This window comes from Sphingomonas sp. SRS2 (assembly GCF_000971055.1).
Taxonomy (GTDB): Bacteria; Pseudomonadota; Alphaproteobacteria; order Sphingomonadales; family Sphingomonadaceae; genus Rhizorhabdus.
On record NZ_LARW01000077.1, the window covers coordinates 1 to 15,582 of the forward strand.

General features: G+C 66.1%; 15 protein-coding genes. 13 read left to right on the top strand and 2 right to left on the bottom strand.

What is annotated here, in order from left to right; genetic code table 11:
• Positions 1 to 33: 33 nt before the first annotated feature.
• A complete protein-coding gene (locus WP12_RS09080) occupies positions 34 to 642 on the bottom strand; it encodes a peroxiredoxin (RefSeq protein ID WP_084691065.1) in 609 nt (202 codons plus the stop codon).
• Positions 643 to 683: 41 nt separating this feature from the next.
• Complete coding sequence (locus WP12_RS09085; protein WP_046193400.1) at positions 684 to 1,658, bottom strand: retroviral-like aspartic protease family protein; 975 nt, start codon at positions 1,656 to 1,658, stop codon at positions 684 to 686.
• A gap of 135 nt (positions 1,659 to 1,793) precedes the next feature.
• Between WP12_RS09085 and WP12_RS09090 the strand changes: the two genes are divergently transcribed.
• The 13 genes from WP12_RS09090 to WP12_RS09150 all read left to right on the top strand — a co-directional run bounded on the left by WP12_RS09090 (position 1,794) and on the right by WP12_RS09150 (position 15,538).
• Entirely contained in the window at positions 1,794 to 2,135 is a 342-nt protein-coding gene (locus WP12_RS09090; RefSeq protein WP_046193401.1) for a DUF4398 domain-containing protein, read from the top strand.
• 10 nt (positions 2,136 to 2,145) lie between these two features.
• Entirely contained in the window at positions 2,146 to 2,988 is an 843-nt protein-coding gene (locus WP12_RS26345; protein WP_052730286.1) for an OmpA family protein, read from the top strand.
• A gap of 167 nt (positions 2,989 to 3,155) precedes the next feature.
• Positions 3,156 to 4,664 (top strand): efflux transporter outer membrane subunit, encoded by a 1,509-nt coding sequence (locus WP12_RS09100; RefSeq protein WP_046193402.1) that lies wholly within the window; start codon positions 3,156 to 3,158, stop codon positions 4,662 to 4,664.
• The gene (locus tag WP12_RS09105) at positions 4,664 to 6,070 is read left to right on the top strand and encodes an efflux RND transporter periplasmic adaptor subunit (protein ID WP_046193403.1); all 1,407 of its coding nucleotides are present in this window, start codon (positions 4,664 to 4,666) and stop codon (positions 6,068 to 6,070) included. Before WP12_RS09100 ends, WP12_RS09105 begins: the two co-directional genes overlap by 1 nt.
• A complete protein-coding gene (locus WP12_RS09110) occupies positions 6,060 to 6,788 on the top strand; it encodes an ABC transporter ATP-binding protein (protein WP_046193511.1) in 729 nt (242 codons plus the stop codon). The genes WP12_RS09105 and WP12_RS09110 overlap by 11 nt, the downstream gene beginning before the upstream one ends.
• 127 nt (positions 6,789 to 6,915) lie before the next feature.
• Complete coding sequence (locus WP12_RS09115; RefSeq protein ID WP_046193404.1) at positions 6,916 to 8,124, top strand: ABC transporter permease; 1,209 nt, start codon at positions 6,916 to 6,918, stop codon at positions 8,122 to 8,124.
• Positions 8,121 to 8,807: an EF-hand domain-containing protein gene (locus WP12_RS09120; protein WP_046193405.1), complete on the top strand. Its 687-nt coding sequence runs from the start codon at positions 8,121 to 8,123 to the stop codon at positions 8,805 to 8,807. Before WP12_RS09115 ends, WP12_RS09120 begins: the two co-directional genes overlap by 4 nt.
• Positions 8,804 to 9,511 carry a response regulator gene (locus WP12_RS09125; protein ID WP_046193406.1) on the top strand — a complete coding sequence of 236 codons (708 nt, stop codon included), beginning with the start codon at positions 8,804 to 8,806 and terminating at the stop codon, positions 9,509 to 9,511. The genes WP12_RS09120 and WP12_RS09125 overlap by 4 nt, the downstream gene beginning before the upstream one ends.
• Positions 9,511 to 10,929, top strand: coding sequence for a sensor histidine kinase (locus tag WP12_RS09130; RefSeq protein WP_046193407.1), 1,419 nt, complete (start codon positions 9,511 to 9,513; stop codon positions 10,927 to 10,929). The genes WP12_RS09125 and WP12_RS09130 overlap by 1 nt, the downstream gene beginning before the upstream one ends.
• Before the next feature lie 177 nt (positions 10,930 to 11,106).
• The gene (locus WP12_RS09135; protein WP_046193408.1) at positions 11,107 to 12,366 is read left to right on the top strand and encodes a 3-methyl-2-oxobutanoate dehydrogenase (2-methylpropanoyl-transferring) subunit alpha; all 1,260 of its coding nucleotides are present in this window, start codon (positions 11,107 to 11,109) and stop codon (positions 12,364 to 12,366) included.
• 35 nt (positions 12,367 to 12,401) lie between these two features.
• Positions 12,402 to 13,406, top strand: a complete 1,005-nt coding sequence (locus WP12_RS09140) for an alpha-ketoacid dehydrogenase subunit beta (protein ID WP_046193512.1) — start codon at positions 12,402 to 12,404, stop codon at positions 13,404 to 13,406.
• 6 nt (positions 13,407 to 13,412) lie between these two features.
• Positions 13,413 to 14,681 carry a dihydrolipoamide acetyltransferase family protein gene (locus WP12_RS09145; protein WP_046193409.1) on the top strand — a complete coding sequence of 423 codons (1,269 nt, stop codon included), beginning with the start codon at positions 13,413 to 13,415 and terminating at the stop codon, positions 14,679 to 14,681.
• Between the two features lie 110 nt (positions 14,682 to 14,791).
• On the top strand, positions 14,792 to 15,538 hold the full coding sequence (locus WP12_RS09150) for a YebC/PmpR family DNA-binding transcriptional regulator (RefSeq protein ID WP_046193410.1): 747 nt from the start codon (positions 14,792 to 14,794) through the stop codon (positions 15,536 to 15,538).
• Positions 15,539 to 15,582: the final 44 nt, after the last annotated feature.

Consider the following 15,582-nt stretch of genomic DNA (forward strand, 5'->3'; position numbering starts at 1 on the left):
GATCAGCGCCTCGGCCGACCGTGACAAATGCAGTCAGGACAATTGCGCGATCAGCGCCTGCGCCGCAGCCGGGTTGCGCTCCTTCGCGCCGCTGATGAAGAAGACAAAGGCGTCCTTAACCGCCGCCATCGTGCCCTTCACGTGGCCGGCGACGCCCATCTCGCTATGGACGAAGATGATCTTGCCGTCGGGGGCGATGACATAGGAGGTCCGGTCGGTCCGGCCAGACGAGATGCCGATCATCTTCAGCGGCACGTCATAGCCCTTGATCATCGCCGGAGTGGCGACGCCGACCGCGAATTTGTTGCGGCATTCCTTGACCGAGAAGCGGTTGAGATCCTCGATGCTATCAGCGGCCATGCCGATCACCGTGGCGCCCATCCGGTTGAAATCGTCGGTCGCCTCCGCGAACTCATGCGCTTCGACCGTGCAGCCCGGCGTGAAGGCGGCCGGAAAGAAGTAGAGCACCACCGGTCCCTTCTTCAGCGCCGTGGCGAGCGAAAAGCGGGAATTCTTGCCGGCGAGCGCCGCCTGGGTCTCGAAAGCGGGGGCCTTGGCCCCGACCGGCAACGCAGCCTGAGCCATGCCCAGTGGCAGAACGAGGGCGGTAAACAGGCAGGCGACATTGAGCAGCGAACGCATGCGATTCTCCATTGGAAAAAGCGGGATGGGGGGGATCATGATCAGCCGCGGCGCGGCGTGACCTCTCCGGCAAGTTGTGGCGGCGGCATCTGCCAGGCGTCGCCCGGCATCAGGAAGCGGACATTGCGGTTCGCGAAATCGATCGAGACCCGGTCGAACATCTGCAACGCATCCATGCCAAGCAGCAGCGCGGGCTTCTTGTCGAGGCCGAGGCGCTGAAAGATTTGCGGATCGGCGAAGGCGATCGGCATGTTGTTGAGCGTCGCGCCGCCAATGCGGATATGTTTGACTGCGGTGTACTCCGCCGGGGTCGTGCCGCCGGTGACGCTGGTGATGCTGATCGGTATCGAGCGGCCCAGCTTGCCGCGACGCGCCAGCCGGTCGCGTAGCGCCGGATTGCCGATCGATACCGCCGAGCCGGTGTCGATGATCACCGCGATCTTCTGCCCTTCGGCTTCGGCATCGATGAGAATCAGCTGGCCAAGCTTCCGGCGCGCGGTGACGACGATCTCGTCGCTGACGGTGCGGCTGTTACGCGGCGCATCGCTGACCGACATCCGCATCTTGCGGAAATCGAGGACCACCCGCTTGGTTTGCAGGCTGTCGATGCCGAGCATGCCGACCGCACCGAGATGATATTCGGCGAGTAGCGGGGCCTCGAGATCGGAAAGCTGGTTACCCCGAGCGGTCAGCCGCAGTTCGGGGACCATCGCGGTGTCGACCGAGTCGCTGCCCGCAATGCTGAGCAGGGTGACGCGCCCGGCGGGGGCCAGTGTCAGCCGCTTCGCCAGTTCCCGCGAGATCACGGTGCGCTCGGCTCCGGTGTCCACGACGAAGTGATAGGGGCCGCCGCCGTTGATGGTGACGGGAACGGTCAGCCGCGCGCTCAGATCGCGGCCGCCCTGGACGTGGTCGGTTTCGGCGCTTTCGGGAGTGGCGGCATTCGCGGCGCAGGCCAGCAGGCCAAGGGCGGCGAGCGCCATCACGCGGTGACGAATCGACAGGAACGCGCGCATCGGCCTCTCCCAGATTATACCGGCAGAATACGCCTTTGGCGGCCCGCCTACAACATGAACGTCGCCCGCGACACGGAACCAGCCCCGTCCAGGCCGGTTTAGCGACCGTGCAGAAGTGATCGGAGAGTGACGACCATGAAGAAACTTATGATGATCGGGCTCGCAGCCGCGAGCCTGTCGGCAATTGCCATGCCCGGCGCGGCGTTCGCCGGCGATGAGGACGACGCCCGCGTCGCGATCGCGGCGGCCAAGGCAAAGCTCGATTCGGCTGAAAAGGCCGGTGTCGGCGGCAATGCCGGTGACGTGCTGAACAAGAGCCGGACCATTCTCGAGGAGGCCAATGCCCGCTTCAAGAAGGATGAGGACCGCCATGCGACCGTGCTGGCCAATGAAGCCAATGCGCTGGCCGATCTCGCGGTCGCCACCGCCGAGTTGCGTGCGCTCGAAACCGAGCGTTCCAAGATCGCCGTGAATTAAGGAATACATCATGAACAAATTCATGCTCAGCCTAGCGGCCGCCACGGCACTCGCGGGCGTCGCCGCCCCGGCCATGGCCGACAAGACCGACAAATTCGTCACCGATGCCTATCGCGAGAAGATCGCGGTTGCGCGTGCCGAGCCGGGCGTCGCCGAATATGGTCAGGTCTATCTCGATCGCGCGTCGGACCGGATCGCGAAGCTCGACAAGAAGCTCGACAATGACAAATCGGGTCAGGCAGAAGCCGTCGCCGGCGAGATCGACGCGCTGCTCGCCACGGCCCGCGCCCGCGCCCGCATCGCCATGCTGAAACAGGATGTCGACCAGGCCAAGGCACAGGCGGCGGCGAAGACCAATGACAAGCTCGCCAGCGCCGAAGCCAGCGCAGCATCCGCGCAGGCCGACGCCGCCTCGGCGCGCGCCGAGGCCGAGAAGCTGAAGTCCGAGATGCGCGACTATCAGCTCAAGCAGACCCAGCTTGGCGCGACCCTCGTCCTTCAGGATGTGGTCTTCGAAACCGGTAAGGCCGATCTGAAGGCCGGTTCGGCGCAGCGGCTCCAGCCGCTTGCGCAATATCTCCAGGCCAATCCCGAGGTGAAGGTCCGCATCGACGGCCATACCGACTCGCAGGGCGCGGACGCCTATAATCAGCAGCTGTCGGAAGCGCGTGCCCAGGCCGTGCGCACCGCGCTGGGCGGCATGGGCGTCGCGCCGGACAGGATCACCGCCGTCGGCCATGGCGAGAGCCAGCCGGTCGCCGACAACAAGATCGACGCCGGCCGCCAGCAGAACCGCCGCGTGGAAGTCACGCTGGTGGGTCAGCAGGCAGCGTCCTTTGCTGCCCTGAAATAACCCGTCGCGCTGTTAAGGCGCGTCAAAATGCCCGTCCGCCGACCTGGTGGGCGGGCATTTTGCCGTCCCGCTTGTTGCGGTCGGACAACAACGCGGCTTATGTGCGGTGCGTCATCCGCGTTTCAGCGGTGAAATCCTGAGACATGAAAGGGCCGTAGAGCAACGGCATGAAGTTTGACGGTCGCCTTTCCAGCCTGTCACGTCCCGCTCTCGCGGTGGCGGTGCTCGCGCTGTCCGCGTGCAATGCCGGCCCGAATTATCGGCCGCCCAGCGCCTCTGCGCTCGGCATTCCCGACCAGTTCAACGCCTCTCCCACGATCACCGCCGAACAGGATATTGCCGATCTCGCGCGCTGGTGGGAGAGCTTCGAGGACCCGGTCCTCACCCAGCTGATCGACCGCGCCTTTGCCGGAAATCTCGACGTCAGCGCCGCCGCCGCCCGCCTGCGTCAGGCGCGCGCCGCCTTGCGCGGCACCCAGGGACAGGCGCTGCCCAGCGCCGGGGTCAGCGCCTCGGTCTCGCGCAGTATCGGCGCCGACAGCAACGCCCGGATCGACACCACCACCGGCCAGACGATCAGCACGGGCGGCGACACCACCATTTATCGCGGGGGGTTCGACGTTGCGTGGGAGGCCGATCTGTTCGGCGGCATCCGCCGGTCGATCCAGGCCGCGCGCGCCTCGGCCGAGGCCAGCGAGGCCGATTTGCGCTTCACCCAGGCGAGCATCGCCGCCGAAGTCGGGCTCAACTATGTCGACGCGCGGCTCGCGCAGATCCGGCTGCGCATCGCGCGTGAGAATCTGTCCTCGCAGGATGAGACGTTAGAGATCGTCGGCTGGCGGCGACAGGCGGGGCTGGTGTCCAGCCTGGACTATGAGCAGGCGCGCCAGCTTCGCGCGCAGACCGCCGCATCAATCCCGACGCTCGAAAATGATTATATGACAGCGGTCAATCATATCGCGGTGCTGCTCGGCGAGGCGCCGGGTGCGGTGACGGCGCTGATCGATCCGCCTGCCTCGATTCCGCTGGCTCCCGGGGTTGGCGCGCCGATTCCCGCGCAGGTGATCGAGCGCCGTCCCGATGTCGCCAGCGCCGAACGCAGCCTCGCCGCCGAAAGCGCCCGTATCGGCGTGCAGACTGCGCAACTCTATCCGGCGTTGCGGCTGTCGGGCTCCTTCGCGGGGTCGGCCACGTCGGTCGGCGATGTGATCAGCGGGGGAATCGGCGGCCTCGTCGCTGGCATCACCGCGCCGATCTTCGAGGGCGGGCAGATTCGCGCCGCGATTCTAGGCCAGCGCGCGGCGACCGATGCCGCCTATGACGCCTATCGCCTAGCGGTGCTGACCGCGCTCGAGGAAGCCGAGAACGCGCTCAAGGGCCGCGAGGTCGCCGAGCGGCGCGAGGCCGATCTCGCGGTGAGCTATGAGGCAGCCAACAACGCCGCGCGCTATGCCCGGCTGCAATATCGCTCAGGGCTCATCGACTTCCAGTCATTGCTCGACAGCGAGCGCAGCCTGTTGTCGAGCCAGGACGCGACCGCATCGGCGCGTGCCGCGAGGGCGGGCGCGACGATCCAGCTCTATAAGGCCCTGGGCGGAGGGTGGCAGAATGCGCCTATCCCGGCCCCGGGCCCCTATGAAAGCGGTGCGACCGCGACATCCGGAATGAAACGCTGATGACGACCGAACCCGAAAAACAGCCCGAGCAGGATCTCGACGAATTCCTGGGTGTCGAGCCGAGCTCCCCGCGCGCGGCATTGTTCCGGCGGATCGGCATCGGCCTCGCGGTTGTCGTGGTGCTGATCATCCTGTGGCGGCTGATCTGGGGCGGCGACGACAAGGCCGCTTATGCGACCCGCCCGGTTGAGCGCGGCGACCTGACCGTCATGGTTTCGGCGACCGGCAATCTTGCCCCGACCAATCAGGTCGAGGTGGGCTCGGAACAGTCGGGCACGGTGGTCGAGGTCTATGTCGACAATAATGACCGGGTGCGCAAAGGACAGCTGCTCGCCAAGCTCGACCCGTCACGGCTGCAGGATTCGGTGAATCAGGCGCAGGCCGGCCTCGCCTCGGCGCAGGCCGGGGTCGAGCAGGCCGAGGCGACCGCGTTGCAGGCGCGAGCGACCTTGCGGCGGCAGGAGAATGTCTGGCGATTATCGGGCGGCAAGGTGCCGTCCGCGACCGAGCTCGACGTCGCCCGGGCCGATGCGGCCAGGGCGGCGGCCGGCGTTTCGACGGCGCGGGCGGCGGTCGATCAGGCGCGCGCGTCGCTGTCGTCGGCGCAGACCGCGTTATCGAAGGCGTTCATCAAGTCGCCCGTCAACGGCCAGGTGTTGTCGCGCTCGATCGAGCCGGGACAGACGGTCGCCGCCTCGCTCAATTCACCGGTGCTGTTCACGATCGCCGAGGACCTGAGCCAGATGCGGCTGGAGGTGAAGGTCGACGAGGCCGACGTCGGGCAGGTGAAGAAGGGCCAGAAGGCGACCTTCACCGTCGACGCTTTCCCCGGCCGCACCTTTCCCGCGATGATCGAGAGGGTCGATATCGGCGCCAATGCGACGACCAGCGGTACGTCGACGACGACCGCCACCACGACCAGCGGGGTCGTCGCCTATACCGCGCGGCTGACCGTGTCGAACGCACAGGGCGTGCTGCGCCCCGGCATGACCGCGACCGCCGACATCATCACCACTGAGAAGAAGAATGTCGTGCTGGTGCCGGTGGCGGCGCTGCGCTTCTCGCCCGATCGCAAGGCGGCGGCGAGCGGCGGTCTGACCAGTGTGCTCGCGCCACGCCCGATGCGACGCGGCGGCGGAAGCGGCAGCCGCGAAGCATCGATCGGACGCGGCAGCAAGCAGACCGTCTATGTCGTCGCCGATGGCGGCAGCAAGCCCGAGCCGGTGGAGATCACCGTGGGCGAAAGCAATGGCAGCCAGGCCGAAGTGACCGGGGGTAAACTCGCCGAGGGCGCACAGGTCGTGATCGGTCAATATGCGGCCGATGGCGGCGGCTCCGGTGGTGGTTCCGGCGGCGGTCAGTCGGGCGGCGGTTCGGGTGGTGGACAGCGGCGCAATGCCCAGTGACATCGCCCTCGGCGAAACGCTGATATCGCTGCGCGGCGTCACCAAGGTCTTCGGCGAGGGCGCGACCGCCTTCTCGGCGCTGAAGGGCGTGGACATCGATATCGCGCGGGGCGATTTCGTTGCGGTGATGGGGCCGTCGGGATCGGGCAAGTCGACGACGATGAATATCCTCGGTTGCCTCGACGTACCGACCGACGGGCAGTTCCTGTTTCGCGGCCATCATGTCGAACGGCTCGAACGCGATCAGCGCGCATTGCTGCGGCGGCGCTATCTCGGTTTCGTCTTCCAGGGGTTCAATCTGCTCGCGCGGACCACCGCGCTGGAGAATGTCGAACTGCCGCTGGTCTATCGTGGCGAAGACAAGGCGCGTCGCCACGAACTGGCGATGGCCGCGCTCGACAAGGTCGGCCTCGCCGACTGGTGGGATCATACCCCGGCCGAACTGTCGGGCGGCCAGCAGCAGCGTGTCGCGATCGCGCGCGCGATCGTCACCCATCCCGACGTGTTGCTCGCCGATGAGCCGACCGGCAATCTCGACACCGAACGCTCGATCGAGATCATGGAGCTGCTCACCGACCTCAACCAGAATAGCGGCATCACCGTGCTGATGGTGACGCACGAGGCCGAGATGGCCGCCTTCGCCCGCACGATCATCCACTTTCGCGATGGCCTGGTCGAGCGGATCGAGAACAAGGATGGGGCGGGGGTGAAGGCGTGATGGCGAATATCGTCCGTCGCCTCGGCGGAGGCCGGGGCCGCCAGAGGCTCTTGCTGCAATGCCTACCCGCATTCGGTAGCGGCCCCGGCCTCCGCCGGGGCGACGGTAATGTGCGAGTGCGCGCCTGATGTATGCCACCACCTTCCTCCTCGCGCTGCGCGAGATACGCCGGCATCTGCTGCGCTCCTTCCTGACGATCCTCGGCATCGTCATCGGGGTGTGGGCGGTCGTCACGATGGTGACGCTGGGCAATGGCGCGACCGCGGCGGTGAAGCAGCAGATCTCCAGCCTCGGCTCGAACGTTTTGCAGGTCCGCCCCGGCCAGGGCTTCGGGCGCGGCGGCGGCGGTCCGCAGCCGGCTGATTTCAAGATCGAGGATCTCGACGCGATCCGCACCCAGCTGGTCGGCGTCACCGCGGTGGCGCCACTGGTCCAGTCAACCGGCGTGGCCGTGTACAATGCCGCCAACTGGTCGACGACGGTCAACGGCACTAACCGCGAATATTTCATCGCCCAGCCGTGGACCTTCACGAGCGGGCGGGAATTCAGCCCCGCGGAGGAGCAGGCCGGCAAGGCGGTGTGTATCATCGGCAACACCGTGCGCTCGCGCCTGTTCCGGGGCGCCGATCCGGTCGGCAAGCGCTTCCGCATCAAGAATATCTCGTGCGAGATCATCGGCGCGCTCGCATCGAAGGGGCAGGGCGGCTTCGGCAACGATCAGGACGATATTGTGCTGATGCCGTACAAGGCGGTGCAGCGGCGTATGACCGGCAACCGCGACGTCCGTACGATTATGGTCTCGGTCGACGACGCCTATGACAGCCAGCAGATCCAGGCTTCGCTCAAGAAGTTGCTGCGCGAGCGCCGCCATCTGACCGCCGATGCCGACGACGACTTCAACATCTTCGACACCAAGCAGATTTCGGACACGCTGTCGGGGACGACCCAGATCCTGACCTCGCTGCTCGGCGCGGTCGCGGCGGTGAGTCTGCTCGTCGGCGGCATCGGGATCATGAACATCATGCTCGTTTCCGTGACCGAGCGGACCCGCGAGATCGGCATCCGCCTCGCGATCGGCGCGGTCGCGCGCGAGGTGCTGCTGCAATTCCTTGGCGAGGCGGTGACTTTGTCGTGTCTCGGCGGCCTGCTCGGCCTGTTCCTGGCGCTGATCTCGACGATCGTGCTCGCGCCGGTGCTGCAGGTGCCCTTCATCTTCGATCCACAGATCAATTTGCTGGCCTTCTTCTTCTCGGCGCTGATCGGGGTGGTGTTCGGATATTTTCCGGCCCGCCGCGCGGCGTCGCTCAACCCGATCGAGGCGTTACGGCACGAATGAGACGCGCGATCCTCCTCCTCCTCCTCCTCGCGCTCGCCGCGACGCCGCTGACCGCGAAGAAGGCCGAGCTGCCGCCCGCGGTCTGCCTCGAACCGATCAAGGCGCAGCTGTTCATGTCACCGGTCGGCGAACCCTTTCGCCCCAAGGAGGATGCCGACGATCCGGTCCGCCGCTGGTTCGAGCAGGCCGATCGCGACCACGACGGCAAGCTGACCACCGGCGAGATGATGCTCGACGCCGACCGCTTCTTCGCGCGGCTCGACAAGAATGGCGACGGTGAGCTGCTGCCCGATGAAGTCCATGCCTATGAGGACGGGGTTCCCGAAATCCGGCTCTACCAGGCGCGGCGCGAGCCCGAGGCCGGCGCGAAGCCGCGCGACGGGGAGCGGGAGCGCGCGTCGAAACGCAAGCCCGGCGGACTGGCCTATGGCGGCGCGATGGGCGCGGGGCGCTACGCCTTCCTCAACATCCCCAATCCGGTCGCGGCGGCGGACAGCGACGTCAACCGCGCGGTAGACGCGAAGGAATTCCGTACCGCGGCGGCCGAGCGCTTTCGCGATCTCGATCCCAACCAGGTCAAGGCGCTGAGCTTCGCGCTGCTGCCGAAGACGCCGGCGCAGGTCGCCGCCAATGCCGCCTGCCTCGACCGTGTGAGGGAACAGGCGAAGGAGCGCCGTCGATGAGCCTCACCAACCCCTCGATACTGGTCGTCGATGACGATGCCGAGCTGCGCAACCTGATCACCGAATTCCTGCGCGCGAACGGGCTGCGGGTCGAAAGCGCCGCCGATGGAACGGAGATGGATTCGCGGATCGCCGCCGAGCGCCCCGATCTGATCGTGCTCGACCTGATGATGCCGGGTGAGGACGGGTTGTCGATCCTGCGCCGTGTGCGCAAGCCCGGTGGCCCTGCCGTGATCATGCTGTCGGCCATGGGCGAGGACACAGACAGGATCATCGGGCTGGAAGTCGGCGCGGACGATTATCTGCCCAAACCCTGCAACCCGCGCGAGCTGCTCGCCCGCATTCGCGCGGTGCTGCGCCGGCGCGGCGAGGAGGGGGCGATTTCCGCGTCGGGTGGCGCGGTGCGGCGCTTCGGGCCCTGGACGCTCGATATCGTCCAGCGTGAGGTGCGGCGGGCAGATGCGCCGGCTGCGCCGCTGACCGACGCCGAGTTCCGCGTACTCGCCGCATTTCTCGATCGGCCGCAGCGCGTGATGAGCCGCGATCAGCTGATCGAGGCGGGCAAGGGTGTCGACAGCGAAGTGTTCGACCGAGCGATCGATGTGACGATCAGCCGGCTGCGCAAGAAACTCGGCCCCGACGATCCGATCCGGACGATCCGCAACGAAGGCTATATGTTCACCCTGAAGGTCGAGGGTGAGTGATGACTCGCGGCGGCGGCCTTTCGATCTTCTGGCAGACGCTGCTGCTGCTGCTCGCCAGCGTTGCGGTGGTGTTCGTCGTCACGGTCGGCCTGTTCCTCGCCTCGCCACCGCCGCGCCCGGATTTCAACAGCCTGTCGGACATTGCCGAGGCGTTGTCTGGCCGGAAGCTGCCGCGCGAGCGGATTTGGGATATGGTCAACCCGCACGACAAGGGTGTGAGGAAGGAACGCCGCAGGGACCGGGACCGGGGCGATGCCGATGAACGTGAACGCGAACGGCGGCTGAGCATCGTCGAGCGGCCCGCCGCGCCGCTGTCCGAGGGCGCGATGATCAGTTCGGAAGCGTTCAGCGAGCGTCTCGCGGCGCGGATCGGCGTCCCGACCGCTGACGTCCGACTCTATTTCGAGCCCGACCAGCGCAGCAACATGCCTTTCCACAGCCGCCACGAACGCCGCGTGATCGTGCGCCGGGGCGAGCCGATCTTCTTTGATACCGTCGTCGCGGGGTTGCGCACCGATGCGGGCTGGCGCGTGGTGCGCACTCCGCCGCGCGCCTGGATCGCTCCCTGGCAGCAGCGCATTCTGATGCTGTTCGGGGTGAGCGTGCTGGTGATGATACCCTTCGCCTGGATATTCGCGCGCGCGCTCGCCCGGCCGATCCGCCGGATCGCCGACGCCGCCGATCGGCTGGGCGCGAATCCACAGGCGCCGCAGATCACCGAGGAAGGCCCCGCCGAGCTGCGCGTGACCGTCCACGCGCTCAATCGGATGCAGCAGCGGCTGTCGGCCTATCTGACCGAACGGACCAACATGATCGGGGCGATCGCGCACGACCTGCGCACGCCGCTCGCGCGTATCGCCTTTCGTATCGAGGGCGCCCCCGACGAAATGCGCGAGAAGGTTCAGGCCGATATCGAGCAGATGCGCGCGATGATCGCTGCCACGATCTCCTTCGTCCGCGACACCGGCAGCATCAGCGTCGTCGAGCCGATTGCGCTCGATCAACTGCTGCGCGACCTTGCGGGCGATGAGCAGGAGGTTGGTCGGCCGGTGACGCTCGGCGCGGTCGATCCGGTCGAGGTGTCGGGCGATCCGATGGCGCTGCGCCGGCTGTTCCAGAATCTGATCGACAATGGCGTCACCTATGGAGGCGGGGTCGAGATCGGCGTCGCGCACATCGATGGCGAAGCCGAAATCCGCGTCGCCGATCGTGGGCCCGGCCTGCCGGCGAGCGCATTGGAGGCGATGTTCCGCCCGTTCGAGCGCGGCGAGCCATCGCGCAATCGCAGCACGGGGGGCATCGGACTCGGGTTGAGCATCGCTCGGGGCATCGCACAGGAGCATGGTGGCAGCCTCGTTCTCGTTAACCGTCCGGGCGGCGGGCTTGAGGCCATCTGCCGGTTGCCGATCCGCTCCTAGGCTTTGCCTTTTGGGCGATGGCGGGGAGAAAAGCCGGTCGCGCCGCGTTCATGCTGACGGCTCGCGACGGGTGGCGCTTGGCAGGCCGACATCATTGTTGTAATTTTATTCCAACGAGCTATAGCTAAAATATGGGTCAGGAATACTGACCATTTAGAAGCAGAGGATGAGCAGTCCATGACCGGCCGTAACCTGCCGCCCTTGTCGCTCCACATACCCGAGCCCGCGTTCCGGCCGGGCGATGAGGCCGACTATAGCGCGTTCGAGATGCCAGTCGCCGGCGCGGTGGCGCGGCCCGGGATCGACATGCATCCAGCCGCCATTCGCGACCTGCCTTATGAAATGATCCGGGTGCTCGACGATGATGGCATGGCGCAAGGGCCGTGGAATCCGCGGCTCGCGCCGGAGACGCTGCTCAAGATATTGCGCAGCATGGTGCTGACCCGCGCTTTCGACGACCGGCTCTATCGGGCGCAGCGCCAGGGCAAGACCAGCTTCTACATGAAATGCCTGGGCGAGGAGGCAACCTCGGTCGCGGCCGCGCACGCCCTCGATTATGACGACATGCTGTTCCCCAGCTACCGCCAGCAGGGCCTGCTGATCGCACGCGACTGGTCGATCGTCGACATGATCAACCAGATCTATTCGAACAGCGCCGACCGGCTGAAGGGCCGTCAGCTGCCGATCATGTATTCGGTCAAGGGTGCCAATTTTTTCTCGATTTCGGGCAACCTGACCACCCAATATCCGCAGGCGGTCGGCTGGGCGATGGCGAGCGCGGCGCGCGGCGATACCCGCATCTCGGCGGTGTGGTGCGGCGAGGGATCGACCGCGGAGGGCGATTTCCACTCGGCGATGACGTTCGCGTCCGTTTATCGCGCGCCGGTGATCATGAACGTGATCAACAACCAGTGGGCGATCTCGTCCTTCTCGGGTTTCGCGGGGGCCGAGGCGACGACCTTCGCGGCGCGCGCGGTGGGCTATGGCATTGCAGGCCTGCGCGTCGACGGTAACGATGCCCTCGCCGTCTATGCGGCGACGCAATGGGCGGCGGACCGGGCGCGGGGCAATCATGGCCCGACGCTGATCGAACATTTCACCTATCGCGCCGAAGGCCATTCCACCTCCGACGATCCGAGCAAATATCGTTCCGCCGAAGAAGGGGTCAAATGGCCGCTCGGCGACCCGATTGCACGGCTCAAGCAGCATGTCATCGCGCTCGGTATCTGGGATGAGGAGCGCCATGCTGCGCAGGACAAGGAACTCGCCGAGATGGTGCGCGCCGCGCAGAAGGAGGCCGAGAAGAACGGCCTGCTTCATGACGGCCTGAAGCTGTCGTTCGACAGCATGTTCGAGGATGTGTTCGAGGAGATGCCCTGGCACCTGCGCGAGCAGCAGCAACAGATGCTCGAAGAGCGCAAGGCGGCGGGAATATGAGCGTGATGGCGGAAGCTGCGGGCGAGACCCGCACCATGAACATGATCCAGGCGATCAATTCGGCGCTGGATGTCAGCATGGCCCGCGACGACAAGATCGTCGTGCTGGGCGAGGATGTCGGCTTTTTCGGCGGCGTCTTCAAGGCGACCGAGGGCCTGCAGAAGAAGCACGGCAAGACTCGCGTCTTCGACACGCCGATCAGCGAAAACGGCATCATCGGCGTCGCGGTCGGCATGGCGACCTATGGCCTGCGCCCGGTGCCCGAGATTCAGTTCGCCGACTATATCTATCCCGGGCTCGACCAGCTCGTCTCCGAAGCAGCGCGGCTGCGCTACCGCTCGGCGGCTGAATATACCGCGCCGATCACAGTGCGCACGCCCTTCGGGGGGGGTATCTTCGGCGGACAGACTCACAGCCAGTCGCCCGAAGCGTTGTTCACCCATGTCTCTGGCGTGAAGACGGTGATTCCGTCCAATCCCTATGACGCCAAGGGCCTGCTGATCGCGGCGATCGAGGATAACGATCCGGTCATCTTCTTCGAGCCCAAGCGCATCTATAACGGCCCGTTCGACGGCCATTATGATCGCCCCGTGTCGCCCTGGAGCAAATTCGCCGAAAACGAGGTGCCCGAGGGCTATTACAAGGTGCCGCTGGGCAAGGCGCGCGTCGTGCGCGAAGGCAATGACGTCACCATTCTCTGCTATGGCACGATGGTGCATGTCGCGCAGGGCGTGGTCGCCGACACCGGCGCAGACGCCGAGATCATCGATCTGCGCACGCTGGTGCCGCTCGACATGGAAACGATCGCGGCCTCGGTGAAGAAAACCGGCCGCTGCCTCGTGCTCCATGAGGCGACCAAGACCAGCGGCTTCGGCGCGGAACTGTCCGCGCTGGTCCAGGAACATTGCTTCCATTCGCTGGAGGCCCCCGTGCAGCGCGTGACCGGCTGGGACACGCCATATCCCCATAGCCTCGAATGGGCTTATTTCCCCGGCCCCGTGCGGCTGACCGAAGCGCTCAAGCGCGTGATGCAGGATTGATCCGAGATGGGAACCTATAGCTTCAAACTCCCCGACATCGGCGAGGGCATTGCCGAAGCGGAGATCGTCGCCTGGCATGTCTCGGTAGGCGACGTCGTAGAGGAGGATGCGCCGATCGCCGATGTGATGACCGACAAGGCGACCGTCGAGATGACCGCTCCGGTCGCCGGCAAGATAGTGAAGATCGCGGGCGAGGCCGGCGAGATGATCGCGATCGGCTCGATCCTCGCGGTGTTCGAGACCGAGGGCGACGAGGCCCCCGCGTCCGAACCGGCGCCTGCGGTCCAGACCGCGCCCAATGAGGCGGCGCAGGTCGTGAAGCCCGATCCGGTGCCTGAGCCTGTCGCCGAGGCGAAGCCGGAACCTGTTGCCGAAGCGCGGTCCGAAGCCGCGCCCCCCGCCAGCGCCGGACATGCCCGCGTCCTCGCCTCGCCGGCGGTGCGCCAGCGCGCCAGGGATCTCGGCATCGACCTGTCGCATGTGAAGACTGCCGAAGGTGGTCGCGTCCGCCATGCCGATCTCGACGCCTTTCTCAGCTACAATAGCGGCGGCGGTTATCGCCCTGCGGGCGGCAAGCGCGCCGATGAAGCGATCAAGGTGATCGGGATGCGCCGTCGCATTGCCGAGAATATGGCCGCGTCGAAGCGCACCATCCCGCATTTCACCTATGTCGAAGAAATCGACGTAACCAAGCTCGAGGATCTGCGCGCCGATCTGAACGCGACGCGTGGGGCCAAGCCCAAGCTGACGATGCTGCCGCTGCTGATCACCGCGATCTGCAAGACGCTGCCCGATTTCCCGATGATCAACGCGCGCTATGACGACGAGGCGGGGATCATCAACCGATCGGGCGCGGTCCATCTCGGCATGGCGGCGCAGACCGACGCCGGGCTTATGGTCCCGGTGATCCGCGACGCGCAGGACCGCAACGTGTGGCAACTCGCGACAGAGATCACCCGCCTCGCGGAGGCCGCGCGCGCCGGCAAGGCGAAGTCGGAGGAATTGTCGGGCTCGACGCTGACGATCACCTCGCTCGGCCCGCTCGGCGGCATCGCGACGACGCCCGTGATCAACCGGCCCGAGGTTGCGATCATCGGCCCGAACAAGATCGTCGAGCGCCCGGCGTTCGACAAGGACGGTAATATCGTCGCCGCCAAGCTGATGAACCTGTCGATCAGCTGCGACCACCGCGTCGTCGACGGCTGGGACGCCGCCAGTTTCGTCCAGGCGCTCAAGCGGCTGATCGAGACGCCCGCGCTGTTGTTCGTGGATTGATCTATTGCGTCGCCCCGGCCTCCGCCGCGGCGACGCGGATGGCTTGCGCTCCCATGTCCCGGAAGGCTAGAGAGCCCGCCACTCAACGATAGATTCAGGATGGGGCGGCAATGGCCGGTCATAGCAAATTCAAGAACATCATGCACCGCAAGGGTGCGCAGGATAAGAAGCGCTCGTCGCTCTTTTCCAAGCTCAGCCGCGAAATCACCGTCGCGGCGCGGATGGGCCTGCCCGATCCGGCGATGAATGCACGTCTGCGCTCAGCGGTGATCACCGCGCGCAAGGAAGGCCTGCCGAAGGACAATATCGAGCGCTCGATCAACAAGGCATCGTCCAATGACGGCGCGAATTACGAAGAGATCCGCTATGAGGGCTTCGGCCCGGGCGGCGTCTCGCTGATCATCGAGAGCCTCACCGACAATCGCAACCGCACCGCGACCAACGTCCGCACCGCGGTCTCGAAAAATGGCGGCAATCTCGGCGCGGGCGGATCGGTCAGCCATGCCTTCGACCGGCTCGGCCTGATCAGCTACAGCGCCGCCGCGGGTGACGCCGAGAAGGTGTTCGAGGCCGCGCTCGAAGCCGGCGCCGAGGATGTCAGCTCATCCGAGGACGGCCATGAGATCTGGACCGCGCTCGATTCGCTGCACGAAGTCGCCAAGGCGCTCGAGCCTGTGCTGGGCGAACCCGAAGGCGCGAAGCTCGCCTGGCGTCCGCAGACGATGGTGACGGTGGGCGAGGACGACGCCGCCAAGCTCCTCAAGCTGATCGACGCGCTCGACGACGATGACGATGTCCAGACCGTGTGGGGCAATTATGACGTGCCCGACGATGTAATGGCGAAGCTGGGCGGCTGATCCGGGGTCGCCAAACCACAGGGTCGTCATCCCAGCGAAAGCTG